The organism is Candidatus Aalborgicola defluviihabitans (genome assembly GCF_016705985.1).
Lineage (GTDB): Bacteria > Pseudomonadota > Gammaproteobacteria > Burkholderiales > Burkholderiaceae_C > Allorhodoferax > Allorhodoferax defluviihabitans.
In genome coordinates, this window is the sequence record NZ_JADJKN010000006.1 from 169,227 (window position 1) to 191,843 (window position 22,617).

A 22,617-nucleotide genomic window follows, 5' to 3' on the forward strand; every position below is an offset into this window, starting at 1 on the left:
CGAGATCGCGAAGACCATGACGTCCACGACCGCCCTGCCCGCCTCTGCCGTTGTGCCCTCGGCTGGCACATTGCCCGCCAATTTGGCGAGCCAGTTGAAACGGGCCGAGCGCCGCAAACGTCTCTTCTCGATCTCGCTCACCCTGCCCTTGCTGGTGTTTTTGGTGGTCATCTTCATCGTTCCCATTGGCGCGCTGCTGATTCGCGCCGTGGAGAACCCGGAGGTGGCCAACACCCTGGGGCGTACCGGTGCCGCACTGGCACAGTGGGACCGCAAGTCTGCGCCGCCAGATACGGCTTATGCATCTTTGGCGCAGGACCTGGCCGGTATCCAGGAGCAATCTGACGCCGGTGCCCTGGCGCGTCGGCTCAACAGCGAAATCAGCGGTGCGCGATCGTTGGTGATGAAAACCTACCGTGCCATGCCACTTGCCAGCGGGCTTACCGCACCCCAGGTGCACCAGAGCTTGGTAGAAATCGATCCGCGTTGGGACGACATCACCTACTGGCAGGCAATCGCCAAAAACAGCGCGCGCTGGACACCAGACTACCTGCTGGCCGCCGTGGACTTGCAGCGCAACGCCCAAGGCTCCATCGAACGCGTGCCCCCTGACGCCGCCGCCTTTGGCCGCATTTTGCTGCGCACCTTCGAGATCAGCGCCGTGGTCACCCTGTTCTGCTTGCTGCTGGGTTACCCGCTGGCCTATTGGCTCTCCACGCTGTCGGCTCGCAAGGCCAATATGCTGATGATTCTGGTGCTGGTGCCGTTTTGGACCTCTATTTTGGTGCGCGTGGCCGCCTGGATCGTGCTGCTGCAATCCAACGGGCTGGTGAACCGCGCGCTGATGGGCATCGGGGTGATCGACGAACCACTGCCCCTGCTGTTCAACCGCCTGGGCGTGATCATTGCCATGGTGCACATTCTGTTGCCCTTCATGATTTTGCCGCTGTACAGCGTGATGAAAACCGTACCGCAAACCTATCTGCGCGCCGCCGTGTCGCTGGGCAGCGCGCCGCTGGCAGCGTTCTTCAAGGTGTATGTGCCGCAAACCTACCCCGGCGTGGGCGCGGGCGGCCTGCTGGTATTCATCCTGAGCATCGGCTACTACGTCACGCCAGCCCTGTTGGGGGGCGCCGACGACCAGATGTTGAGTTACTACGTTGCCCAGTACACCAACGTCACCGTCAACTGGGGTATGGCTTGTGCCTTGGGTGCGGTCCTGCTGTTCACCACGCTGGCCCTGTACGGTGTGTACCGCAAGGTGGTCAAGTCGGAATTGAGCCTAGGGTAATTGAACGAGGACTATGCCCAAATGTTGAACGCTTTCTTCCCCGTTTTCCCCGCCTACGCCACCTGGCTCGACAAGCTGGGCTGGTACGCACTGCGCCTCGTGTGCGTGGGTGTGCTGCTGTTTCTGTTGTTGCCCATTTTGGTCATCATCCCGCTGTCGTTTAGCAACAGCACATTTCTGTCGTACCCCATACCCGGCTGGTCGATGCGGTGGTACGACAACCTGTTCTCGTCGGACGACTGGGCCCGCGCCACCCGCAACAGCTTCATCGTCGCCCCACTGGCCACGCTGCTGGCCACGGTGTTGGGCACCATGGCGGCGGTCGGTCTGGCTCGCGTCAACTTTTTGGGCAAAAGCACACTCATGAGTTTGCTGATATCGCCCATGGTGGTGCCCATTGTGGTGGTGGGGGTCAGCACCTACTTGTTCTTTGCCAAGATTGGCCTGGCCGATACCTACACCGGCCTGGTCCTGGTACACGCCGCCTGGGCGCACCCTTTGTGCTGACTACGGTGCTGGCCACCTTGCAGGGCTTTAACCACAACCTGGTGCGCGCCTCCCTGAGCCTGGGCGCCGGGCCGCTGGAGACCTTCTTTCGCATCACACTGCCCATCATTGCGCCGGGGGTCATCTCGGGTGCGCTGTTTGCATTTGCCACGTCGTTTGACGAGTGGTGGTGACACTGTTCATTGCCGGCCCCACCCAGGTCACGCTGCCGCGCCAGATGTTCACCGGCATTCGCGAAAACATTTCACCCACCATTGCCGCAGTCGCCACCCTGCTGATCATCTTCACCACGCTGTTGATGCTGGGTCTGGAGTGGCTGCGCGGACGCCGCCGCTGAAACGCGGCAAGGAGTTCACATGCCCATGAAGAACCAACCCCTTTCGGGTAACGCCATGCCACGTTTTGGTGGTATCGCCAGCATGATGCGCCTGCCAGTGGTCAGCTCCGCACAGGGACTGGACGTGGCATTTATCGGCATACCGCTGGATACGGGAACCTCGCACCGACCAGGCGCACGCTTCGGTCCGCGGCAGATCCGGGCCGAATCCAGCCTGCTGCGGCCCTACAACATGGCCACGGGTGCCGCCCCGTTTGACGCCCTGCAAGTGGCTGACCTGGGTGATGTGCCGATCAACACCTATTCACTGACAAAGTCGCTGCCCATCATCACCGACTTCTACGATGAGGTCCTGGCCAGCGACTGCATTCCGCTCACGCTGGGTGGCGACCACACCATTGCCCTGCCCATCTTGCGCGCCATGGCCGCCAAGCACGGCCCGGTGGCCCTGGTGCACGTGGATGCCCATGCCGACGTCAACGAGGACATGTTTGGCGAGTCCATTGCCCATGGAACGCCCTTTCGCCGGGCAGTAGAAGAGAACCTTCTGGTCTGCGACAAGGTGTTCCAGATCGGTCTGCGCGGCACCGGGTATGCGTCGGATGACTTTGACTGGCCACGCAGCCAGGGCTTCACCATCGTACCGGCGCACGAGGTCTGGTACCAGTCCCTGGCGCCGTTCATGGCTCAGGTGCGCGAACGCATTGGCAACACGCCCTGCTACCTCAGCTTTGATATCGACGGCATCGATCCCGCCTATGCCGGCGGCACCGGAACACCTGGAAATTGGGGGCTTACGGTGCCGCAGGCGCTGGAGATCGTGCGCGGCTGCCGTGGGCTTAATATCGTGGGTGCGGACTTGGTGGAGGTGTCACCGCCCTACGACCCGTCGGGCAACACCGCGCTGTTGGGTGCCAACCTGCTGTTTGAGATGTTGTGCGTCCTGCCCGGAGTACTCATCCGCTAAGTTGTTACCGTATAGCTACTGTTTTAATAGCTAACTACGCTTATTCGACGAGGGCCAGAGCCCTATTTTTCTTATACGATTAGGAGTTTTCATGTCTGCATCGCCTCTCTCCCTGCTCAAGGACCCGAGCCTCCTCAAGACCGACGCCCTGATCAACGGCCAGTGGCTCAAGGGTGCCAGCCGCTTTGACGTGCTGGACCCGGCCACCGGCCAAAAACTGGCCGACGTGGCCAACCTGACCGCTGCCGATGCGCAGACCGCCATTGCCGCCGCCAACGCCGCCTGGCCAGCCTGGAAGGCCAAGACCGCCAAAGAGCGCTCCACCATTTTGCGCAAGTGGTTTGACCTGTTGATGGCCAACCAGGAAGACCTGGGCCGCATTCTGACTGCCGAACAAGGCAAGCCTTTTGCAGAAGCCAAAGGCGAGATCGCCTACGGCGCCAGCTTTGTCGAGTGGTTTGCCGAAGAGGCCAAGCGCCTCAACGGCGAAACCCTGCCCCAGTTTGACAACAACCGCCGCCTGATGGTCTTGAAGCAACCCATTGGCGTGTGCGCGGCCATCACACCGTGGAACTTCCCAATGGCCATGATCACCCGCAAGGTAGCGCCCGCCCTGGCCGCTGGTTGCCCGGTCATCATCAAGCCGGCAGAATTGACACCGCTGACCGCACTGGCAGCGGCCGAGCTGGCCATCCGTGCCGGCATTCCTGCTGGTGTGCTCAACATGCTCTGCGCCGACAGCGCCAATTCCATCGCCATCGGCAAGGTGCTGTGCGAAAGCGATGTGGTGCGCCACATCAGCTTCACCGGCTCCACCGAAGTGGGCCGCATTCTGATGGCGCAGAGTGCGCCTACGGTCAAAAAGTTGTCGTTAGAGCTGGGTGGTAACGCGCCTTTCATTGTGTTTGACGATGCCGATATTGACAGCGCGGTCGAAGGTGCCTTTGCCAGCAAGTACCGCAACGCTGGCCAAACCTGCGTCTGCTCCAACCGCTTCTATGTGCAGGAAGGCGTGTACGACCAGTTTGTGGAGAAGTTCGCAGCCAAGGTGCGCACCGCCAAGGTCGGCAACGGCTTTGAAGACGGCGTCAACCAGGGCCCGCTGATTGAAGAAGCCGCGCTGGAAAAAGTGCAGCGCCATGTGGACGACGCACTGGCCAAGGGTGGCCGTGTGCTGGTGGGCGGCAAGCGCCTTTCAAGCATGGGTTCGGGTCAGTTTTTTGAGCCCACGCTGGTGGCCGACGCCACACCCGACATGCTGTGCGCCAAGGAAGAAACCTTTGGCCCGTTTGCGCCAGTGTTCAAGTTCACAACGGAACAAGAGGCCATTGATGCGGCCAACAATACCGAGTTCGGGCTGGCCAGCTACTTCTACAGTCGCGACATAGGGCGCATCTACCGCGTGGGCGAGGCGCTGGAGTACGGCATGGTGGGCATCAACGTGGGCATTCTGGCCACCGAGCACGTGCCCTTTGGCGGCGTCAAGCAATCCGGGCTGGGCCGCGAAGGTTCGCACTTTGGCATGGATGACTATGTGGAGATCAAGTACCTCTGTATTGGAGATATTCAACGCTAGAATTCACCCAATGCGGGCGTCGTTCAATGGTAGAACTGTTGCTTCCCAAGCAAATAACGTGGGTTCGATTCCCATCGCCCGCTCCAAGCCGTTCATGTCAACGGCTTCAATCTATGGAGATGATCTTTTGTCCTATCGCCCACTCATCCTGATCGCCTGTCTACTGGCGCTGGTTGCCTGCAGCAAGGTCAACCAGGACAATTACGCCAAGCTGCAATTTGGCATGGCTAAAAGCGATGTCGAAGCTCTGCTGGGCGCGCCTAAAGAGTGTTCGGGCGCGCTGGGCATGGCTAGTTGCACCTGGGGCAATGAGGCACAGACCATCAGCGTGCAGTATGCGGGTGACAAAGTCATCTTGTTTTCCGGCAAAGGCCTGAAGTAGCCGGATCGATCCGATCTAGTCCCGATTACCTTTGCCGTGGCCTCGCCCACGGTCATGGTCATCGCGGTCATGGCCGCGGTCATTGTCCCGGTAACCACGCCTCTGGTAACCACGGCGTTCTTCGTAGCGTTCCCGCACCCATTGCTCCTGCACAAAGTAAACCGGCTGGCCGCAGGCGTTGTAGCGCGCGCAGTGCTGGGCCCAGTTCTTCTGGTGCCCGGGTGGTACATACAAATAGATGGGTTGCTGGTACACCGCGATAGGCGACTGCCGAATCACCATCGGTTGCGGATAGATCAATCGCGGTTGGGGAAAACCGCCAATGTCAATGCGGCCATACACACCCGGCTGATTGATGCCGATGGACATGCCTACTGAGGTTTGCGCCAGCGCCAGCGCTGGCACCAGGGAGCCGGCCATCAGCGCCAAAACCACAAATTTCTTCATCTCGTTTCTCCAGTAGAGTGAGTCTACTTAACGTCCGCACCTGCCTGCGCGACGACCCGCCAGAGAATTTGAGGTAACCAAAGGTAGCCAAGCCGCCATTGACCCAGTCACGGTGGGTGCGTGGCTGCTATTGACAGCCCAGCCTGTCCATCCTAACTGGGCAATCCAGGTAGCGCTCCAAAATCTGTTTGTAGGTGCCATCCGACACCATGGATTCCAGGGCGCCGTCAAAGCGTTTGACAAAAGCGGCGTCATTGGTTGCCTTGCTGAAAGCGATGCGGTCTGCGTCCTCGGAGACAACTACCTTGCTGCGTTTTATGCTGTCTTTTAGCCCCATTCTGTGGACGCGGTCAAAGCCCGACAGTTCGTCACCCAGAAATCCTTCCACACGGCCTGCCGACAGCATCCGCACGGCGGATTCTTGCGAAGTAACAAAGGTGAGACGTTGGACGAACTCGGGCTTTTTCAGCAGAATGTCGTAAACGGGGCCATAGGTGGAACCGCGCTGAACCGCCAAGCGAAAATCGGTACCGATGATGTCGGCCAGCGCATTCGGGTTGTAACGGGCCTCCACCTGGGTAGCTATGAAGAGCACATTGCGGGCGCTGTTGGTGGGGCGGGAAAACAAGGCAAAGGCGGCGCGCTCTTGCGTGTCTGCGGTACCTGGCAGCAGGTCCAGACGCCCCCTTTGCAGTTCTACTACCGCCCGCACCCAGGGCATTTCTACCAAGCGCACATCACAGCCCACGCGTTTAAGCGCCACTGTTGCCAACTCAACATGCAAACCGCGGATCTCGCCGTCAGAGTCCTTGAACGCGTAGGGAGGAATATCCACCCAACGCAGCGACTTCACACAAGTCGCAGCCCATGCGCCAGAGCCAATCAGGCCGCTGCACAACCCAATGATTGTCAACACGCGCACGCGAAATGGGGCGAAATGCATGCACTTATTATCAACGAAGCGTTGTCAATGTACCGGCTCTGTGCCCGCCACAATGGCCTCGTCGCGGGCGATGCGGCCATCGACCAGTTCAACCAAGCGGTCGCAGCGAACGGCCAGACGCGGGTCGTGCGTGACGACGATAAAGCTGGTGCCGCGCTCTTCGTGAATGCGGCGCAGCAGTGCAAATACATCCGATGAAGTTGCGGTGTCGAGATTGCCAGTGGGCTCGTCGGCCAGCACCAACGGCGGCTCCAGCACCAGCGCACGGGCAATGGCCACGCGCTGCTGCATACCGCCAGAAAGCTCGCCCGGACGCTTGTCCATGGCATTGGCAAGGCCCACAGCATCGAGCAGGCTGCGGGCGCGTTCATTCTGCACGCTGTTCACACTGCCCTCACTCATCAGCGCAGGCAAGGTGACGTTCTCCAGCGCCGAGAACGCCGGCAGTAAATGGTGAAACTGAAACACAAAGCCCAGTGTCTGCCGGCGTAACAACGTGAGCTGGGCGTCATCCAGGTCTTGCACCGCCTGGCCTTGCAGCAGATATTGCCCCGCCGTGGCGTGCTCAAGCAGGCCAAGGATGTTGAGCAGCGTGCTTTTACCCGAACCAGACGGCCCCATGAGCGCAATAAATTCGCCCGTAGCTATTTGCAGGTCCAGCCCATGCAGCACCTCAGCTTCGCTGGGGCGGCCAATGTTGTAGCTCTTCTTGATGCCCGACAAATCTATCAGGCCACCGCCAGTTGGGGGTGCAGGCATGGCCATTCTCAAATGCGAATGGCCTGCGCCGGATCGAGCCGGGCAGCGCGCCGTGCAGGCGCAATGGCAGCCAGCACGCCACACACCGTTGCAACCAGCGCAACCTGCAGCGCGGTGCCCGGCGGCAGGCTGATGTCAAACAGCGGCAGGCCGTCGGACCCACGCACATAGCGGGTGAACAAAAAGATCAGCACCACCGCCAGCAGAATCCCCAGCGCCGAGCCTACCGCGCCCACCACGGCGCCCTGCACCAAAAACAGCCGCATCACCTGCCCGCGCGTGGCGCCCATGGCGCGCAGGATGCCGATCTCGCGCTGCTTTTGCACCACCGACACCACCAGCACGCTGGCAATGCCCAACACCACCACGGCCAACACCACACCGCGAATGATGCTGGTACTGACCGACTGAGCGTTGAGTGCGGAGACCAACTGGGCATTACTCTCCTGCCAGCTCTCGATCTTGTAGGGAAACTGCGCACGCAGATCGCGCGCCATGGTCTGCGCCACCCACACGTCATTCAGCGTCAGGTCCAGGCTGGTGGCTCCTCCGGGCAGCGCCAGCAGGTTTTGCGCCGCGCGCAGCGGCACGATGACGGTGCGGCGGTTCAAGTCTTTCACGCCGAGGTCCACCAATGCGGTCACGCGCAACGACTCACTGCGCTGCCCCGTCTGCACCGTGAGCCGGTCGCCCACACGCACGCCCAAGTCTTGCGCCAGCTCGCGCCCCAGAATAGATTCGCCGGGCTCCAGCCGGGCAGTACCGCTGACCACCTTGCTGCGCAGGCCCACCACCCGGTCGTAACGGTCCAGGTCCACACCCATCAGTGCGATGGCCTGCACCGCTTCGCCGCGCAACGCCAACCCTGCGCCCGAAACCATGGGCGACACGCCAGCCACATTGGGTAGCTTTTCAAGGAGCGGCAGCAGCGCCTGCCAGTTGGCGATGGAACGCAAGCGCTGGGCGCGCGGCTGGGTTTCGCTCAGAACCGTGGTGCCCGGCAGCAATACAGCAGCGGGCAAGACCAAATCGTCGGGCGCCTTGAGCGTGATGTGCGCTTGCGCGCCCAGCGTCTTGGCCAGCGTGTTGGCCTGCAGGCCGTTGATCAGCGCCGAGATATAGGCAATCACCGCCACACCAGCGGCAACGCCCACAATGATCAGCACCGTCTGCATGCGCCCCTCGCGCAGAAAGCGCAGCGCCACGCGGAATTCAAAGCCAGGCCAGAGCATGGGATTCAACGCCCCATGGCGTTGGCCATAGCCCCGCCAGCATCTTCCGCTTTGGCTGCCAGTTGCGTGGCGGCTGGATGCCAATCCACCACATGGGGACGCACACGCCCACCCGCTGCCGCGCCGCCACTTTGCAGCACGGCATCACCCTCAGTCAAACCTTCTTGTACTTCCACAGCGCCAAGGGTGCGCAGACCCAAGCGCACGCTGCGCGCAACCGCACGACCATCCTGCACCACCAACACCTCGGCCTGATTGCCTTGCGCAGGCGCACGCAGCGCCGATTGCGGCAACACCAGAGCGGCATCCACCCGGGCAGTTTCAACCTCTACGGACAGCGTCATGTCTTCCCGCAGAAAAGCTGGCACATCGCCGGTGAGCGCAAATTTCACTTCGATGGCGCCGCGCTGCGCGTCCACAGCAGGCGCCAAACTCAGCACGCGTGCCGAGAAGCGCTGGGCAGGAAAGGCGTCTGCCAGCACGGTGGCGCTCTGGCCGGGCCGCAACTGCTCCAGGAACCGTTCGTCCACTTGCGCAACAAGTTGCGTCGGCCCGACCAACGCCAGACTCAGCAAGGCCTTGCCAGGCTGCACGATCTGGCCCGGCTCTACGGCGCGAATCAGCACGCGGGCATCGGTGGGGGCGCGCAGTGTGGCCTGCGCAAGGCGCGCCTGCGCCGCTGTCTTGGCCGCGTGGGCGGCTTCCAACTGGGCCTGCGCTTGTACCAGGTCGGTGCCCCCATCGGCATTGGCCTGCACCTGGGCACTGGCGCTGCGCACCTGCTCCTGCGCCACGGTCGCAGTGCGGCGTACCTCGTCGAGCTGCGCGGGGCTGTAAAAACCCTGACTTACCAGTTGCTGCGCCCGCGTCAAGGCCGCCTGGGCGGTGCGCTCGGTGGCTTGGGCTTGTGCCAAAGTTGCTTGGGCCGTTGTGCGGGCGCTGCTGCGCAACCCGGCCAGGCGCGCACGCGCTTGCTGCTCTGCGGCCTCGGCCTGCGCCAGCGCGGCGCGTCCTTCCTGGTCTTCGAGCTGCACCAGCACATCGCCTGCGTGCACGGTGGCGCCTTCCATCACGCGTACCTCGGCCGCGCGCCCCGTCACGGTGCTACCAACGTCCACGCGCGAGAGTGTGGCCACACGGGCAGAAAACTGCAGGGTGCGCACCAAGGGCGCGCGGTGCACTTCAATCACATCGACCTGCGGGCCGCGCAGCCAGACCACTGCGGCCAGTGCCAATGCGCCCAGCACTACTGCAGCGGCCACCGCCAGAATCTGGCGACGGCTGTGGTGGTTGGTTTGTGGGTTCACGAGACGTAGTGTAGTGCCGGCCCAGCACCAAGCAGAAGCCAAAGGTCTTGGGCGAATTGCGTAAAACTCGCTACCTTCTTTCTAGCATTCCTATTGGACGTAGGGGTTGTTCGGAGCGCGGTCCTTGCCGTTGCGCACGCCGTCGTGGTCATTGTCGCCACGGTTCCAGTGCCCACGGCGCAGTTCCCAGCGGTCGCCATTCTGCGTCCAGGTGGGTTGGTTCATGTAATAGCCACGGCGGGCCCGTTCCCAGTGGCCTGCACGCCAGACGTGCCGATGGCCGCGGAGGTCCCAATAGCCGGCAGACCAGACATAACCACGGCGTGGCGCGGGAACCACTTCATAGCGGGGTTCCGGAGGTGCATTATTGAAATAGACGCGCACTTGAGCGGTGGCAGTCAGCGGCGCGCCGATGCCCACAAGCAATCCAACGCAGATGGCGGCGAGCATGGTTTTGCGAAATTTCATCATGGAGTTTTCCCTTTTTCCGAAATAGTTACCGTGGCCTGCACGCGTTGCAAATGGAAACGCACTGACCTGGATCCCAAGATAACGGACACCACCGCACCAGTCTGTGCGGCACGACACGCAGCCTAGACAGTGGGATCCGGTTGATTTTGACCCTTCAGAAACATCTGAAGGAAAGTCGGCCTCTAGCCCTCGAATAATATGAATATATTGCTATATTTTTAATAGCATTCAAGCGACTTGATCACTGGCACTGGCCCCGCTCTCATGGGAGCCAACACCTTGATTGGCAATGATGTCTACAACGGAAAAGGTGAAGACCTGGGCGACATCAAAGAAATCATGCTCGACACACGCACAGGCCGCGTCGCCTATGCCGTGTTGTCATTCGGCGGATTTTTGGGAATGGGCGAGAAATTGTTTGCAGTGCCATGGAGCGCATTGACCCTGGATACAACCAACAAGCGCTACACAATGAACGTCGAAAAAGAGCGTCTCAAAGACGCACCCGGTTTCGACGCCGACAATTGGCCCAACATGGCTGACTCTACCTGGGAAAAGAACATCCATGACTACTACGGCGCAACGCCGTATCGTGCCTAAAAAACCGCATTGTTATGCGCCGTATTGATCATTTCAAATACGACGGGCCCTGGGCGTTCAGTCTTCTACTGTGATTAGCTCAGGGTCGTCCGCGTGGTCGATCAACATGGCGCGCACCCAGCCTTGCCAGGTCTGCCCAAAGGCATCAATCTGGGCGGTGGTTGCCTGGGGTGCCAGCGCGGCCTGCATCTGCATCCGCAATTCCGCCGGGCGTGCCGCTGCCTCGGGGTGGTGCGACACCTCGACACTCTGGCCGTTGTCCAACCGCGTGAAGCGCATCTCGCCACGCATTGGCACGCCGTAAGTCATCAGGTCCCGCCGCGTATGGCGACCGGCCAAGCCCTGAAACCCTCCGCTGCCGGCTGCGCCGGTAACCAACCCGGCCACGCTGGCGATCACGCCGACTACACCCTCGTCTTGCGGCCCGCGCATGGCAACGCGCACTTCACCACGGTGCGGCGTCTGTCCGGGGTAAAGTCGGGCCAGCGCCACGCGCGTCATCAACCAGGCACCTGCCACAGTCGGGCACGAATGCCCAGCCAGCTTGACGGCGTCCAGGTAGCAGTATTCGATGACGCCGCCTTGCGCAGCGCCCAAGGTCCGCGCCAGCGCGTCGACCATGACGATGGATGGCGCCTGGTCGAAGAATTCCGGCGTCTGCATCAACGACGCGGTCACGTCGCCACCCTGTGATCGGTGCACTGCAAAGAGAACGGGTTGGTGAACTTCATGATCTGCTCCTTGTGATTTCTTAACCTGTCGCATTGGACGGTCCCAGCTTACACAAGTCCAGGCACCGCGTCTGCGCGTTGACAGGCAATTTGCCGATGCAAAGCAAACAGTTGCTCCTGCCCCCGTTCTGTGCAAAGATCATCCTGCAAACCAGTTCGCACTTGTCCCTAAGCCCGACGTGAAGCACTTAATCGATTCATTGCGGCCGCAACGCCCCATGTTTCTGAACCTGACGCAGATCGCAATGCCGGTCGGCGCGCTGACTTCTATTGGGCACAGGATCAGCGGCGTCATTCTGGCGATGACCGTTCCGGCGGCGATCTATCTGTTTGCAATGTCACTGGGTGACGAGATCGGTTTTGCGCGTGTCGCAGAGCTATCGGAGCACTTCGCTTTCAAGGCTGCGGTGGTGATTGCCGTCTGGGCGCTGGCACACCACCTTCTCGGTGGTGTGCGGCACCTGCTCAGCGATTTCGATATAGGCTCTCCATTGCGTTCGGCGCGTAAGAGCGCCCTGTTCGTGAATCTGGCGGGCGTGGCAGTGGCACTACTCGCTGTCGTGGTGGTGTGGTGAAGGGCATGTCAGCCAGCCCAAACCACCGTTCGCGCAGTCGGTTCACCGGCCTGCGCGCCTGGTGGGTGCAGCGTGCAAGCGCTGTCTGCATGCTGGTCTTTCTTATCTTTGTCCTGGTATCCATGGCTGTCCATCCGCTGGCAGGCCATGCGCAGTGGCGGGCTTGGGTCGCGCATCCGGGCATCACGCTCGCTTTTCTTCTCTTTTTTGCTGCTTTACTCAGTCACATGTGGGTTGGCCTTCGCGATGTTCTGCTCGACTACGCCAAACCGACCGTCGTGCGCAACGTGTTGCTTGCGCTGGTCGCCTTGGGCCTGTTCGGTCTTGGCGTCTGGGCTTTGGTGATCCTGCTTCGCTTGCATAGCTGACCCGCAACGGCCTAACGGAAAAGCCTCCCATGAAATTTTCGATTTCCCGCTATGACCCTGACCACGACGAGCGCCCCTACTTGCAGGACTTCGACATCGTGCTTGCCGACTCCGATCGCATGCTCCTGGACGTTTTGCTGCGCCTGAAGGAACAGGACAACTCACTTTCCCTCAGAAAGTCCTGCCGCGAAGGCGTGTGTGGGTCTGATGCGATGAACATCAACGGTCGCAACGGTTTGGCATGCATCACGCCCGTGCGCGGATTGCACGAGCCAGTCGTTATTCGGCCACTGCCAGGTTTCCCGATCATTCGTGACCTGATTGTCGACATGACGCAGTTCTTCAAGCAGTACGAATCGATCACGCCCTATCTGATCAACGATGAGCCACCGCCCGAGAAGGAGCGCTTGCAGTCGCCGGCCGAGCGCGAGAAGCTGAACGGCGCCTACGAGTGCATCCTCTGCGCATGCTGTACCAGCCAGTGCCCGTCGTATTGGTGGAACCCTGAGAAATTTGTCGGCCCGTCGGGCCTGCTTCAGGCTTACCGCTTCATCTTCGACAGCCGCGACCGGGGCACCGAGCAGCGGCTTGCCGACCTCAACCACGACCCCTACCGACTGTTCCGCTGCCGCACGATCATGAACTGTGCCGAGGTTTGTCCGAAGGGGCTAGAGCCCGTGCACGCTATCGAGCGCATTCGCCTGAAAATCGCCGGTATTGAGGAAGGTGCTGGCGGCCTCGATGTCCATCCGCCGATTTCGCCAAAATGAAATGACCCGGAGGTCTACATTAGGAGCACACCGCCATGCCTGTCAAAAAAACAGCCACGTTCAAGGCCATTCCCAAGGGCACTTCCGTAACCTGGCATTACCGCAGTGCAATCGGCCACGGCACCGTCACCGGTGTTCACAAGCTGGGCACCAACGCTGACAACACCATGTATTCGATCGCCGAACACGACCACCATCCAGGCGAGCCCGATATCGTTTTTCATTCGAAAGGCTGCTGCGGCAAAGTCAACCGAAGGAGGCCTACATGGCATCTGCTGCAAGTAGCCCGGCGAAAGCAACAAGCTTCCGCGATCAAAGCGTGTTCGTCCAGCAACTGCTACCGGCATCGCGTGCGCGGCTGGTGACAATTTCGGACAAGGCGCCGTTGCATGAAGCAGCCCGGCTGCTTTGCGCAGGAACCGATCTCGTCATCGTCTGTGGGGAAAATGGTGCCATGGTTGGCGTCATCACAAAGACTGATGTCGTAGCCCGAATCGGGGAGTGCCAAGGCGCCGCCTGCACGACTGCAGCCGCCTTGGTGATGAGCACTGAGGTCTTGCAGTGCGCTCCGGGCGACCTCGTGCACGAGGTGTGGGCGAAGATGAAATCACGCAATTTGAAGAACATTCCGATTGCTGACGCGGATGGCCAACCGGTCGGTGTACTCAATGCGCGCGACGCACTTGGCGTTCTTCTGCAGGAGGTCAAGATCGAGGAGTCGCTGCTACGCGACTACGTGATGGGGGTTGGATACCACTGATCGCTCTGACCAACGCCGGATTCTAGGTATACGCTCCATCAAAGCTGCGGAACTAATGGCTGTGCTGGTGGTGGATGTCCGGGTAATGCGGATGTCTATGGTTGACGGTGGCATGCCGATGCAAGTGCATATGCGGCGTATCGCCATCCCAGGCAAAGGCGTGCGTGTGCTGGTGGTGCGCATCATGCACATGTGAATGCAAATGCTCCATCGGTTCATGGGTATGGACATGTTCATGGTTTTCGGTCAAGTGCAAGACCACGCCAATGGCCATCAGCAGCGCAGCCACCCAGAAAGCGGGGGAAGCAGACTCTCCAAACACGACAAGCGCAACCATGGCACCCAAAAACGGCGCCGTCGAAAAGTAGGCGCCCGTGCGCGCCGTGCCCAGGCCGCGCAGGGCCAACACAAACAGCACCAGACTGACCCCATACCCCAACAGGCCTACCGCCATGGTGGCCAGAGTGATGGAAATTTCCGGCAGGCTAGCGCCCTGACTAAGGGCCAATACCGTGTTCACCAGCCCCGCAATCATCCCCTTGCTGGCGGCGATGAACAGTGCATCCGACGCCGATACCTTGCGGGTCAGATTGTTGTCGATTCCCCAGCACAGGCAGGCCAGTGCGACCAGCAGCGGGCCACTCCAATTCGATGACGAGGATGCAGTGCCGGGCCACGCCAGCAACAGGCCACCCGCCACAATGGCAGCCATGCCAAAAATCATGCGGCGCCCGGCGTTCTCACGGAAAACCACCCAGGCAATGACTGCGGTCAGCACCGCCTCCAGATTCAGGAGCAGCGACGCGGCAGACCCACTGGTGGTGCGCAGACCCCACATCATGGCAACCGGGCCTACAACACCACCCAACAAAATGGCGCCCAGTAACCAGGGCCATTCCGATCGGTGCAAACGCGGTGATTGCCAACCGCCATCGCGAACAATTCGCGCAATCGACAGCCCAACGCCACTACCCAAATACAACAGCCCAGCCAGTAAGACCGGCGACATCTCTCCATCCAAGCGCTTTGCAAACGGCGTGCTGGCGCCAAACAGCGCAGCAGCAGCCAAGGCATAGAAAATAGTGCGGTTCATGGTCCAATTGTCGACGTTCTACATGACTACAATTGCTATCATTTAAATAGCTTTATACGTCTATTCGGCGAGGGCTACAGGCTGATTACGTCTCGATCAGTGAATCCAGCGCGCAACTAGCCCCCACCAAGGCTGGCGTGGACGCTGTAATGACCCACACCGGAATGTCGACCAGCATCTGCCGGTAGCGGCCCTTGTCCTCAAAGCTCTGGCGAAACAGCGCCTCGTCAAACGCGGCACCCAGTCGGGGCACGATGCCCCCTCCAACGTAGACACCACCCAGTGCCCCCAGCGTCAACGCCAAATTGCCGGCTACTCCGCCCAGAAATTGGGTGAAATAACGCACGGTTTGCACACACTGCTCGTCCGAAGCGGTGATGGCGCAATCGGTCACATCGGCGGGCTGCAGGTCCCGCGTCGCGCAGCCGTGCAACGTGCACAGCGCCTGGTACAGGTTCACCAGCCCTGCGCCCGACAGTACCCGCTCAGCGCTGACATGCGAAAACCGCTGACGCAGAATGCCCAGCAGTTGGGCCTGCTGCGCATCCATCGCCGCAAGGGTGGCGTGCCCGCCTTCGCCGCTCAGCGCGGTATAGCCGCCGCCTGCACCGCGTACCAAACCGGATATCCCGAGGCCAGTACCAGGACCCAGCAATGCAATCGCAGCCCCAGGCATTGCCACACCCCCACCCACAGCCCGAAGGTCCACCGGTTTGAGGGCTGGCAAACTCAACGCCAACGCCGTGAAATCATTGATGACTAGGCAGCGCTCCAGCCCCAGCGCCTCCTTAAATTCCGAAATCGAAAAACGCCAACTGCTGTTGGTCATGTGCACAGCATCACCCGTAACGGCCGCTGCAATCCCAATACAGGCCCAGCGTGGCTGCTTGCGCCCATGGGTAAGGAGATAGCTCGAAGCCGAGTCTTGTAGCGAAGCGTTGGCCTCACAGGGTTGCACCGAAATGTCTTCCAGATCGGCACCAGCAGACTCCTGCCACGCCCAGCGCGCATTGGTGCCGCCAATGTCTCCCAACAACCTCGGGTAACCCTGATTCATGCCCAATATCCTTATCATCAGCCGGCAGGGCTTTCGCCACCCGGCGTCACATGGGTCACGCCTGCGTGAACAGCGGTAGCGCGATGCGCTCCGCTTGCACGACTAGACTTAAACCAGCGGCACACCCGTCTTGGCTTGCAACTCTTCACGGGTCACATCAGGCGCCAGTTCCACCAGCTTGAGGCCCAGCGGGGTCACATCCATCACCGCCAGATCGGTAATGATGCGGTCCACCACGCCCACGCCGGTCAGTGGCAAGGTGCATTGGGGCAAAATTTTCAGGTCGGTGCTGCCGTCTTTCTTTTTGGCCACGTGCTCCATCAAGACGATGACGCGCTTGACGCCCGCCACCAGATCCATGGCACCACCCATGCCCTTGACCATCTTGCCGGGAATCATCCAGTTTGCCAGGTCGCCCTGCTCGCTCACCTGCATGGCACCCAGAATACTGAGGTTGATCTTGCCACCACGGATCATGGCAAAGCTTTCGTGGCTGCCAAAGATGCTGGAGCCCTTGAGTGTGGTCACGGTCTGCTTGCCGGCGTTGATCAGGTCGGCATCCACTTCGTCTTCGGTTGGGAACGGGCCAATGCCCAGCATGCCATTCTCGGATTGCAGCCACACCTCTTTGTCGGCGGGTACAAAATTGGCGACCAGCGTAGGAATGCCAATGCCCAGGTTGACGTAGAAGCCGTCTTCCAGCTCCTGAGCAGCCCGGGCCGCCATTTGGTCTTGTGTCCATGCCATGATCAAAATCTCCTAATCAGTTGGGGACAGAGCTAAAGGTCTGTCCCGCAAAGTTATTTGTTAGCGGTAACTGTGCGCTTCTCGATGCGCTTCTCGGGGTGGGGGTTGTGCACGATGCGGTGCACGTAAATACCGGGCAGGTGCACCTGATCGGGCACCATGTCACCCACTTCCACCACTTCTTCGACTTCCACCACACAGATCTTGCCGGCCATGGCCGCAGCAGGGTTGAAGTTGCGTGCCGTCAGGCGGAACTGCAGGTTGCCCGACTTGTCGGCCCGGTGCGCCTTGACCAGCGCCACTTCGGGCACCAGGGCGTGTTCCATGACATACATCTCACCGCCAAACTCGCGCAACTCTTTTCCATCCGCCACGATGGTGCCCACACCGGTCTTGGTAAAGAATGCGGGAATGCCGGCACCACCGGCGCGCAGTTTCTCGGCCAGCGTGCCCTGGGGCGTAAATTCCAGCTCCAGTTCACCTGCCAGGAATTGGCGCTCGAACTCTTTGTTCTCGCCCACGTAGCTGGAAATCATCTTCTTGATCTGGCGGGTTTCCAGCAGCTTGCCCAGGCCAAAACCATCCACGCCGGCATTGTTGGAAATCACCGTCAGGTTTTTCACGCCCGTGTCCTTGAGCGCCTCAATCAGCGCCTCGGGTATGCCACACAGACCAAAACCACCAACCGCCAGCATCTGGCCGTCTTTGACAATGCCCTCAAGCGCGGCGGCCGCGCTGGGATATACCTTGTTCATTACACCTGTCTCCTGTGAAGAATCAATTACCGTACGATACTACTTATCTGTCTACGTAGTTTTTCGTAAAGCCCAACCCGTATCAGTTGAGTCAGAGCATGTCGTTGCACGAGTGGTCTGACCCGCATTGCCCATGAACATTGATTACCGCATCGCCTTTGATCTGGCCCCCGTGGGGCTTGCCCTTTCGCGCAACCGCACCATCATGGACTGTAACCAGCGCCTGTGTGAGATGTTTGGAACCACACGCGAGCAGCTCATTGGACAATCATTTTTGGTGCTCTACCCCAGCGCAGACGAGTTCGAGCGCACGGGCGCACGCATCATTCCCATTATCAACCGCAACGGCACCTATGCGGATGACCGCATCATGCGCAGGGTCGACGGACGCCTCAAGGGCGAGGCCTTTTGGTGCCACGTGACCGGCAGCGCTCTGAACCGCGATGAACCACACGAGTCCGGTATCTGGTGTTTTGAAGATCTGAGCGAGCGCCGCCCGGTCAAGGCAGAATTGACCGCCCGCGAACGCGAGGTAGCCGCCTACCTGATGCAGGGCCTGACGTCCAAACAGATAGGCAAAACTCTGGACATTAGCCACCGCACCGTGGAAATCTACCGTGCCCGATTGATGCGCAAGTACAAAGCCGCCACCGCCGCCGATCTGGTCCACAAATTGCTTACATTTTGAGTTACACAACCATGCGTTTTAGTCACACTGCAGCCTTCATCATCACCCTGCTGCTGGGTACAGCCGTCACCCACTCTTCCCTGGCCCAACAACCACCAGCTTCTGCTGCTGGCAACAGCGCCGCCAAGCCGTCGTTGACGGTAACCGCTGCGCACCCCGCCCTGAGCACGCTGCCACTGCGCCTGGCGGCCAACGGCAATATTGCAGCCTGGCAGGAAGCCAGTGTGGGATCTGAAGCCAACGGATTGCGCCTGTCTGAGGTACGCGTCAATGTGGGCGACCCAGTGCAACGTGGCCAGGTGCTGGCCGTGCTGGCGTCAGAAAGCGTAGCCGCCGATGTGGCGCAGGCCAAGGCCGGCGTGGCAGAGGCGCAGGCCATGGCCGCCGATGCCGCAGCCAACGCCGAGCGAGCCCGCGCGTTTGAAGCCAACGGCATGATGAGTAAACAGCAAATCAGCCTATTGCTCACCGGCGAGCAAACTGCCAAAGCACGGCTGGCAAGCGCCCGCGCGCTGCTGGCCGTGCAGCAAATTCGGCTCAAAAACACCCAAATTGTGGCGCCAGACAACGGCATCATTTCCGCCCGCATGGCCACCGTTGGCGCGGTGGTCGGTGCCGGTACCGAGCTGTTTCGACTGATCCGCCAGGGCCGCCTGGAGTGGCGGGCCGAAGTGATCTCCAGCGAACTGGCACGCATCAAACCCGGCACGCCGGTGAGCGTGACAGCCGCCAGCGGCACCAAAGTGGAAGGCAAAGTCCGCACTGTGGCACCCACAGTTGATCCAGTGAGCCGCAACGCGCTGGTTTACGTGGACCTGGCGACAACACCTGCCACTGCAGCCACCGTCAAGGCTGGCATGTTTGCGCGCGGCGAGTTCGAATTGGGCTCATCGGCTGCGCTAACCGTGCCACAGCAGGCGGTGGTGGCGCGGGATGGCTTTAACTACGTGTTCAAGGTCGACGCCAACAACCGCATCAGTCAGCAGAAGGTCGAGGTGGGTCGGCGCATTGGCGAACAGGTGGAAATCAGCCAGGGCCTGACGGCGGATACCACCATCGCCGTGGTCGGTGCCGGTTTTCTCAACGACGGCGATACGGTACGGGTTAATAACGCTCTAGCCCTCGTCAAACCTGCGCAAGCTGCTACAAAGTAAGGAGCACTTGCCATGAATGTTTCTGCGTGGTCGATCAAAAACCCGATTGCCGGGGTGATGCTGTTCGTGATGCTCACCTTTGCGGGCATCCTGTCCTTCAATGCCATGAAAGTACAGCAGTTTCCCGATCTGGACCTGCCCACCATCGTGGTGGTGGCGTCCCTGCCTGGTGCTGCGCCAGCGCAAATGGAGACCGAAGTGGCGCGCAAGCTGGAAAACAGCATTGCCACGCTGGAAGGTCTCAAACACATTTACTCCAAGGTGCAAGACGGTGGTGTCACCGTCACTGCCGAGTTCCGGCTGGAGAAGTCCGGCCAGGAAGCGCTGGATGATGTGCGCTCGGCTGTTTCCAAGGTGCGTGGCGACCTGCCGGCGGACCTGCGCGACCCCATCGTCAACAAGCTCAACCTCTCGGGTCAGCCAGTGCTTGCCTTCACCGTGGGTTCCAAGCGCATGGACGATGAAGCCCTGAGCTGGTTTGTGGACAACACCATCACCAAACGGCTGCTCTCGGTGCGGGGCGTGGGCGCTGTCAACCGCGTTGGCGGTGCCGATCGCCAGGTGCAGGTGGCGTTGGACCCGTTGCGCCTGCAAGCGTTAGGGGCCACGGCTGCCGATATCTCGCGCCAATTGCGCCAGGTGCAGCAGGATTCCACGGGCGGTCGCACCGATCTGGGTGGCAGCGAACAACCCGTGCGCACGCTGGCTGCGGTGTCCTCCGCCAGTGAACTCGGCGCGCTGGACCTGGCCCTGAGTGATGGCCGCCACGTGCGCCTGGACCAAGTGGCCACCATCATCGACACCATTGCCGAGCCACGCTCGGCCGCCCTGCTCAATGGCCAGCCGGTAGTGGGCTTTGAAGTGGCCCGCAGCAAAGGCTCCAGCGAGGTCGAAGTGGGTGCCGCCGTGCAACAGGCGCTGGCCGAATTGCGGCTGCAGCACCCCGAGATCGACATCACCGAGGCATTCAATTTTGTGACGCCAGTGGAAGAGGAATACACCGGCTCCATGCACCTGCTGTATGAAGGCGCCGCGCTGGCGGTGCTGGTGGTGTGGCTGTTTCTGCGCGATTGGCGCGCCACCTTTGTATCGGCTGTGGCGCTGCCGCTGTCGGCCATTCCGGCATTCATCGGCATGAACTACCTGGGTTTTTCCATCAACGTGATCACGCTGCTGGCGCTATCCCTGGTGATCGGTATTCTGGTGGACGATGCCATTGTGGAGGTTGAAAACATCGTGCGCCACCTGCGCATGGGCAAGACGCCCTACCAGGCGGCCATGGAAGCGGCCGATGAAATCGGCCTGGCCGTGATTGCTACCACCTTTACCCTGATTGCCGTGTTCCTGCCCACCGCCTTTATGAGCGGCATTGCCGGCAAGTTCTTCAAGCAATTTGGCTGGACCGCTGCGTTGGCGGTGGCGGCATCCCTCTTGGTGGCGCGGGTGCTAACGCCCATGATGTCCGCCTACATCCTGCAGCCCATCGTCACAACTCCGAAAGAGCCGCGCTGGATGACGCTCTATATGCGCGGCGCCGCCTGGTGCGTGAAGCACCGGCTCATCACCTTGCTGGCTGCTGGCGCTTTCTTCATTGGCTCGCTGATGCTGATTCCCCTGCTGCCCAAGGGCTTCATTCCGCCCGACGACAACTCGCAAACCCAGGTCTACCTGGAGCTGGCCCCTGGCGCCACGTTGGCCCAGACCCAAGACACTGCCGAAGCCGCGCGCCACCTGATAGCTGCCGTGCCCCATGTGCAAAGCGTCTACACCACCATTGGCGGCGGCACGGCCGGTGGCGACCCGTTTGCACCCCAGGGCGCGGCAGAAACCCGCAAGGCCACGCTGACCATTCTGCTGGATGAGCGCGGCAAGCGCCCCCGCAAGCAGGGCATTGAGCAGGCACTTCGCACGGCACTGGAACCCTTGCCCGGCGTGCGCAGCAAGGTTGGCCTGGGCGCCTCGGGCGAGAAGTACATTCTGGTGCTCACCGGTGACGATGCCGCCACACTTGCCACAGCCGCACTGGCAGTGGAAAAAGACCTGCGCACCATCCCCGGCCTGGGCAACATCGGAACCAGTGCCAGCCTGGTACGCCCGGAAATTGCCGTGCGCCCCGACTTTGCCCGCGCTGCCGACAGCGGGGTTACCAGCACCGCCATTGGCGACACCTTGCGCATTGCCACAGTGGGCGACTTTGATGCCGCCTTGCCCAAACTCAACCTGAGCCAGCGCCAGATACCCATCGTGGTCAAGCTCGACAGCGCAGCTCGCACCGATCTGGACCTGCTGGGCCGCCTGGCCGTGCCCGGTGTCAAAGGCCCGGTAATGCTCAGCCAGGTTGCCACGCTAAGCCTGTCCAGTGGGCCAGCCGTGATCGACCGCTACGACCGTTCGCGCAACATCACCTTTGAGATCGAGCTCTCCGGCATGCCGCTGGGCGACATCACCACCCTGGCCCAGAACCTTCCGTCCATCAAAAACCTGCCCCCCGGCGTGAAGGTTGTGGAAGTGGGCGACGCCGAAGTCATGGGGGAACTTTTTGCCAGCTTCGGCCTGGCCATGCTGACCGGGGTACTGTGCATCTACATCGTGCTGGTGCTGCTGTTCAAGAGCTTTTTGCACCCTGTCACCATCCTCACCGCCCTGCCGCTGTCGTTGGGCGGCGCCTTTGTGGGGCTGTTGCTGGCGGACAAGAGTTTTTCCATGCCATCGCTGATCGGGCTCATCATGCTCATGGGTGTGGCCACCAAGAACTCCATCCTGCTGGTGGAATACGCCATTCTGGCGCGCCGTGAACACGGCCTGAGCCGCCTGGACGCCCTGCTGGATGCTTGCCACAAGCGCGCCCGACCCATCATCATGACCACGCTGGCCATGGCCGCCGGCATGATGCCCATTGCGGCCGGATTTGGCGCCGCCGACCAGAGCTTTCGCTCGCCGATGGCGATTGCGGTGATTGGCGGCCTGATGACCTCGACCGTGCTGAGCCTGTTGGTGATTCCGGCCGTTTTTACCTATGTGGACGACGTCGGCCAGTGGTTCGCCGGCCTGCGCAAACGCCAAGGGCCTAAATAATGACCCGCCATCTTGCAAACGCCGG

At 60.9% G+C, this 22,617-nt stretch carries 24 protein-coding genes, 1 tRNA gene and 1 pseudogene; 14 read left to right on the plus strand and 12 right to left on the minus strand.

Going from position 1 to position 22,617, the window contains the following annotated elements; translation table 11 throughout:
- Positions 1 to 16 precede the first annotated feature (16 nt).
- The 6 genes and pseudogenes from IPI80_RS08390 to IPI80_RS08415 all read left to right on the plus strand — a co-directional run bounded on the left by IPI80_RS08390 (position 17) and on the right by IPI80_RS08415 (position 5,060).
- The gene (locus IPI80_RS08390; RefSeq protein WP_413859024.1) at positions 17 to 1,291 is read left to right on the plus strand and encodes an ABC transporter permease; all 1,275 of its coding nucleotides are present in this window, start codon (positions 17 to 19) and stop codon (positions 1,289 to 1,291) included.
- A gap of 21 nt (positions 1,292 to 1,312) precedes the next feature.
- Positions 1,313 to 2,135: pseudogene (locus IPI80_RS08395) on the plus strand (ABC transporter permease).
- 19 nt (positions 2,136 to 2,154) lie between these two features.
- Complete coding sequence (gene speB, locus IPI80_RS08400; protein ID WP_413859026.1) at positions 2,155 to 3,102, plus strand: agmatinase; 948 nt, start codon at positions 2,155 to 2,157, stop codon at positions 3,100 to 3,102.
- Positions 3,103 to 3,193: 91 nt separating this feature from the next.
- Positions 3,194 to 4,678 carry an NAD-dependent succinate-semialdehyde dehydrogenase gene (locus tag IPI80_RS08405; protein ID WP_413859028.1) on the plus strand — a complete coding sequence of 495 codons (1,485 nt, stop codon included), beginning with the start codon at positions 3,194 to 3,196 and terminating at the stop codon, positions 4,676 to 4,678.
- 12 nt (positions 4,679 to 4,690) lie between these two features.
- Positions 4,691 to 4,764: transfer RNA gene (locus IPI80_RS08410), tRNA-Gly, on the plus strand.
- Positions 4,765 to 4,805: 41 nt separating this feature from the next.
- Positions 4,806 to 5,060, plus strand: a complete 255-nt coding sequence (locus tag IPI80_RS08415) for a hypothetical protein (protein ID WP_413859030.1) — start codon at positions 4,806 to 4,808, stop codon at positions 5,058 to 5,060.
- Positions 5,061 to 5,075: 15 nt separating this feature from the next.
- On the opposite strand, the gene IPI80_RS08420 is transcribed toward IPI80_RS08415, so the two are convergent.
- From IPI80_RS08420 to IPI80_RS08445, 6 genes are all read right to left on the minus strand, one after another.
- Positions 5,076 to 5,507: a hypothetical protein gene (locus tag IPI80_RS08420; RefSeq protein WP_413859032.1), complete on the minus strand. Its 432-nt coding sequence runs from the start codon at positions 5,505 to 5,507 to the stop codon at positions 5,076 to 5,078.
- A 127-nt stretch (positions 5,508 to 5,634) separates the two neighbouring features.
- Positions 5,635 to 6,450, minus strand: a complete 816-nt coding sequence (locus IPI80_RS08425; RefSeq protein ID WP_413859034.1) for a substrate-binding periplasmic protein — start codon at positions 6,448 to 6,450, stop codon at positions 5,635 to 5,637.
- Between the two features lie 24 nt (positions 6,451 to 6,474).
- Positions 6,475 to 7,209: an ABC transporter ATP-binding protein gene (locus IPI80_RS08430; RefSeq protein ID WP_413859036.1), complete on the minus strand. Its 735-nt coding sequence runs from the start codon at positions 7,207 to 7,209 to the stop codon at positions 6,475 to 6,477.
- An 8-nt stretch (positions 7,210 to 7,217) separates the two neighbouring features.
- On the minus strand, positions 7,218 to 8,441 hold the full coding sequence (locus IPI80_RS08435) for an ABC transporter permease (RefSeq protein ID WP_413859038.1): 1,224 nt from the start codon (positions 8,439 to 8,441) through the stop codon (positions 7,218 to 7,220).
- Positions 8,442 to 8,446: 5 nt separating this feature from the next.
- Complete coding sequence (locus tag IPI80_RS08440; RefSeq protein ID WP_413859040.1) at positions 8,447 to 9,748, minus strand: efflux RND transporter periplasmic adaptor subunit; 1,302 nt, start codon at positions 9,746 to 9,748, stop codon at positions 8,447 to 8,449.
- 90 nt (positions 9,749 to 9,838) lie between these two features.
- Positions 9,839 to 10,219 carry a YXWGXW repeat-containing protein gene (locus IPI80_RS08445; protein WP_413859042.1) on the minus strand — a complete coding sequence of 127 codons (381 nt, stop codon included), beginning with the start codon at positions 10,217 to 10,219 and terminating at the stop codon, positions 9,839 to 9,841.
- Between the two features lie 237 nt (positions 10,220 to 10,456).
- On the opposite strand from IPI80_RS08445, the gene IPI80_RS08450 reads away from it, so the two are divergent.
- Complete coding sequence (locus IPI80_RS08450) at positions 10,457 to 10,819, plus strand: PRC-barrel domain-containing protein (RefSeq protein WP_413859044.1); 363 nt, start codon at positions 10,457 to 10,459, stop codon at positions 10,817 to 10,819.
- Between the two features lie 57 nt (positions 10,820 to 10,876).
- Here the strand turns inward: IPI80_RS08450 and IPI80_RS08455 are convergent, their stop codons facing one another.
- Positions 10,877 to 11,521 carry a hypothetical protein gene (locus IPI80_RS08455; RefSeq protein WP_413859046.1) on the minus strand — a complete coding sequence of 215 codons (645 nt, stop codon included), beginning with the start codon at positions 11,519 to 11,521 and terminating at the stop codon, positions 10,877 to 10,879.
- A 208-nt stretch (positions 11,522 to 11,729) separates the two neighbouring features.
- Here IPI80_RS08455 and sdhC point away from each other — a divergent pair, with 208 nt between their 5' ends.
- Genes sdhC through IPI80_RS08470 form a run of 3 tightly spaced genes read left to right on the plus strand, consistent with a single transcriptional unit; the run spans position 11,730 to position 13,263 of the window.
- Positions 11,730 to 12,125 (plus strand): succinate dehydrogenase, cytochrome b556 subunit, encoded by a 396-nt coding sequence (sdhC, locus tag IPI80_RS08460; RefSeq protein WP_413859048.1) that lies wholly within the window; start codon positions 11,730 to 11,732, stop codon positions 12,123 to 12,125.
- 5 nt (positions 12,126 to 12,130) lie between these two features.
- The gene (gene sdhD / locus IPI80_RS08465) at positions 12,131 to 12,493 is read left to right on the plus strand and encodes a succinate dehydrogenase, hydrophobic membrane anchor protein (protein ID WP_413859050.1); all 363 of its coding nucleotides are present in this window, start codon (positions 12,131 to 12,133) and stop codon (positions 12,491 to 12,493) included.
- A gap of 29 nt (positions 12,494 to 12,522) precedes the next feature.
- Positions 12,523 to 13,263, plus strand: a complete 741-nt coding sequence (locus tag IPI80_RS08470; RefSeq protein ID WP_413859052.1) for a succinate dehydrogenase iron-sulfur subunit — start codon at positions 12,523 to 12,525, stop codon at positions 13,261 to 13,263.
- 14 nt (positions 13,264 to 13,277) lie between these two features.
- Here IPI80_RS08470 and IPI80_RS08475 read toward each other — a convergent pair whose 3' ends face one another.
- Complete coding sequence (locus IPI80_RS08475) at positions 13,278 to 13,487, minus strand: hypothetical protein (protein WP_413859054.1); 210 nt, start codon at positions 13,485 to 13,487, stop codon at positions 13,278 to 13,280.
- A 41-nt stretch (positions 13,488 to 13,528) separates the two neighbouring features.
- Here IPI80_RS08475 and IPI80_RS08480 point away from each other — a divergent pair, with 41 nt between their 5' ends.
- Entirely contained in the window at positions 13,529 to 14,023 is a 495-nt protein-coding gene (locus IPI80_RS08480; protein ID WP_413859056.1) for a cyclic nucleotide-binding/CBS domain-containing protein, read from the plus strand.
- A 52-nt stretch (positions 14,024 to 14,075) separates the two neighbouring features.
- Here IPI80_RS08480 and IPI80_RS08485 read toward each other — a convergent pair whose 3' ends face one another.
- From IPI80_RS08485 to IPI80_RS08500, 4 genes are all read right to left on the minus strand, one after another.
- Positions 14,076 to 15,116 (minus strand): EamA family transporter, encoded by a 1,041-nt coding sequence (locus tag IPI80_RS08485; RefSeq protein WP_413859058.1) that lies wholly within the window; start codon positions 15,114 to 15,116, stop codon positions 14,076 to 14,078.
- An 85-nt stretch (positions 15,117 to 15,201) separates the two neighbouring features.
- The gene (gene glk, locus IPI80_RS08490; RefSeq protein ID WP_413859060.1) at positions 15,202 to 16,173 is read right to left on the minus strand and encodes a glucokinase; all 972 of its coding nucleotides are present in this window, start codon (positions 16,171 to 16,173) and stop codon (positions 15,202 to 15,204) included.
- A gap of 108 nt (positions 16,174 to 16,281) precedes the next feature.
- On the minus strand, positions 16,282 to 16,920 hold the full coding sequence (locus tag IPI80_RS08495) for a CoA transferase subunit B (RefSeq protein WP_413859062.1): 639 nt from the start codon (positions 16,918 to 16,920) through the stop codon (positions 16,282 to 16,284).
- 53 nt (positions 16,921 to 16,973) lie between these two features.
- Complete coding sequence (locus tag IPI80_RS08500; protein WP_413859064.1) at positions 16,974 to 17,675, minus strand: CoA transferase subunit A; 702 nt, start codon at positions 17,673 to 17,675, stop codon at positions 16,974 to 16,976.
- Between the two features lie 133 nt (positions 17,676 to 17,808).
- Between IPI80_RS08500 and IPI80_RS08505 the strand changes: the two genes are divergently transcribed.
- From IPI80_RS08505 to IPI80_RS08515, 3 genes are read left to right on the plus strand one after another with little or no spacing between them, the layout of a single operon-like run.
- The gene (locus tag IPI80_RS08505; protein WP_413859066.1) at positions 17,809 to 18,363 is read left to right on the plus strand and encodes a LuxR C-terminal-related transcriptional regulator; all 555 of its coding nucleotides are present in this window, start codon (positions 17,809 to 17,811) and stop codon (positions 18,361 to 18,363) included.
- Between the two features lie 11 nt (positions 18,364 to 18,374).
- Positions 18,375 to 19,517: an efflux RND transporter periplasmic adaptor subunit gene (locus IPI80_RS08510; protein ID WP_413859068.1), complete on the plus strand. Its 1,143-nt coding sequence runs from the start codon at positions 18,375 to 18,377 to the stop codon at positions 19,515 to 19,517.
- A 12-nt stretch (positions 19,518 to 19,529) separates the two neighbouring features.
- Entirely contained in the window at positions 19,530 to 22,592 is a 3,063-nt protein-coding gene (locus IPI80_RS08515; RefSeq protein WP_413859070.1) for an efflux RND transporter permease subunit, read from the plus strand.
- Positions 22,593 to 22,617 lie beyond the last annotated feature (25 nt).

Excerpts from the sequence above, each read along its gene's own strand:
- IPI80_RS08390 (WP_413859024.1), top strand. The coding sequence starts at position 17 with ATGACGTCCACGACCGCCCTGCCCGCCTCTGCCGTTGTGCCCTCGGCT.
- speB (WP_413859026.1), top strand. The coding sequence starts at position 2,155 with ATGCCCATGAAGAACCAACCCCTTTCGGGTAACGCCATGCCACGTTTT.
- IPI80_RS08405 (WP_413859028.1), top strand. The coding sequence starts at position 3,194 with ATGTCTGCATCGCCTCTCTCCCTGCTCAAGGACCCGAGCCTCCTCAAG.
- IPI80_RS08420 (WP_413859032.1), bottom strand. The coding sequence starts at position 5,507 with ATGAAGAAATTTGTGGTTTTGGCGCTGATGGCCGGCTCCCTGGTGCCA.
- IPI80_RS08425 (WP_413859034.1), bottom strand. The coding sequence starts at position 6,450 with ATGCATTTCGCCCCATTTCGCGTGCGCGTGTTGACAATCATTGGGTTG.
- IPI80_RS08430 (WP_413859036.1), bottom strand. The coding sequence starts at position 7,209 with ATGCCTGCACCCCCAACTGGCGGTGGCCTGATAGATTTGTCGGGCATC.
- IPI80_RS08435 (WP_413859038.1), bottom strand. The coding sequence starts at position 8,441 with ATGCTCTGGCCTGGCTTTGAATTCCGCGTGGCGCTGCGCTTTCTGCGC.
- IPI80_RS08445 (WP_413859042.1), bottom strand. The coding sequence starts at position 10,219 with ATGATGAAATTTCGCAAAACCATGCTCGCCGCCATCTGCGTTGGATTG.
- sdhD (WP_413859050.1), top strand. The coding sequence starts at position 12,131 with ATGTCAGCCAGCCCAAACCACCGTTCGCGCAGTCGGTTCACCGGCCTG.
- IPI80_RS08470 (WP_413859052.1), top strand. The coding sequence starts at position 12,523 with ATGAAATTTTCGATTTCCCGCTATGACCCTGACCACGACGAGCGCCCC.
- IPI80_RS08475 (WP_413859054.1), bottom strand. The coding sequence starts at position 13,487 with ATGAAAAACGATATCGGGCTCGCCTGGATGGTGGTCGTGTTCGGCGAT.
- IPI80_RS08480 (WP_413859056.1), top strand. The coding sequence starts at position 13,529 with ATGGCATCTGCTGCAAGTAGCCCGGCGAAAGCAACAAGCTTCCGCGAT.
- IPI80_RS08485 (WP_413859058.1), bottom strand. The coding sequence starts at position 15,116 with ATGAACCGCACTATTTTCTATGCCTTGGCTGCTGCTGCGCTGTTTGGC.
- glk (WP_413859060.1), bottom strand. The coding sequence starts at position 16,173 with ATGAATCAGGGTTACCCGAGGTTGTTGGGAGACATTGGCGGCACCAAT.
- IPI80_RS08495 (WP_413859062.1), bottom strand. The coding sequence starts at position 16,920 with ATGGCATGGACACAAGACCAAATGGCGGCCCGGGCTGCTCAGGAGCTG.
- IPI80_RS08500 (WP_413859064.1), bottom strand. The coding sequence starts at position 17,675 with ATGAACAAGGTATATCCCAGCGCGGCCGCCGCGCTTGAGGGCATTGTC.
- IPI80_RS08505 (WP_413859066.1), top strand. The coding sequence starts at position 17,809 with ATGAACATTGATTACCGCATCGCCTTTGATCTGGCCCCCGTGGGGCTT.
- IPI80_RS08510 (WP_413859068.1), top strand. The coding sequence starts at position 18,375 with ATGCGTTTTAGTCACACTGCAGCCTTCATCATCACCCTGCTGCTGGGT.
- IPI80_RS08515 (WP_413859070.1), top strand. The coding sequence starts at position 19,530 with ATGAATGTTTCTGCGTGGTCGATCAAAAACCCGATTGCCGGGGTGATG.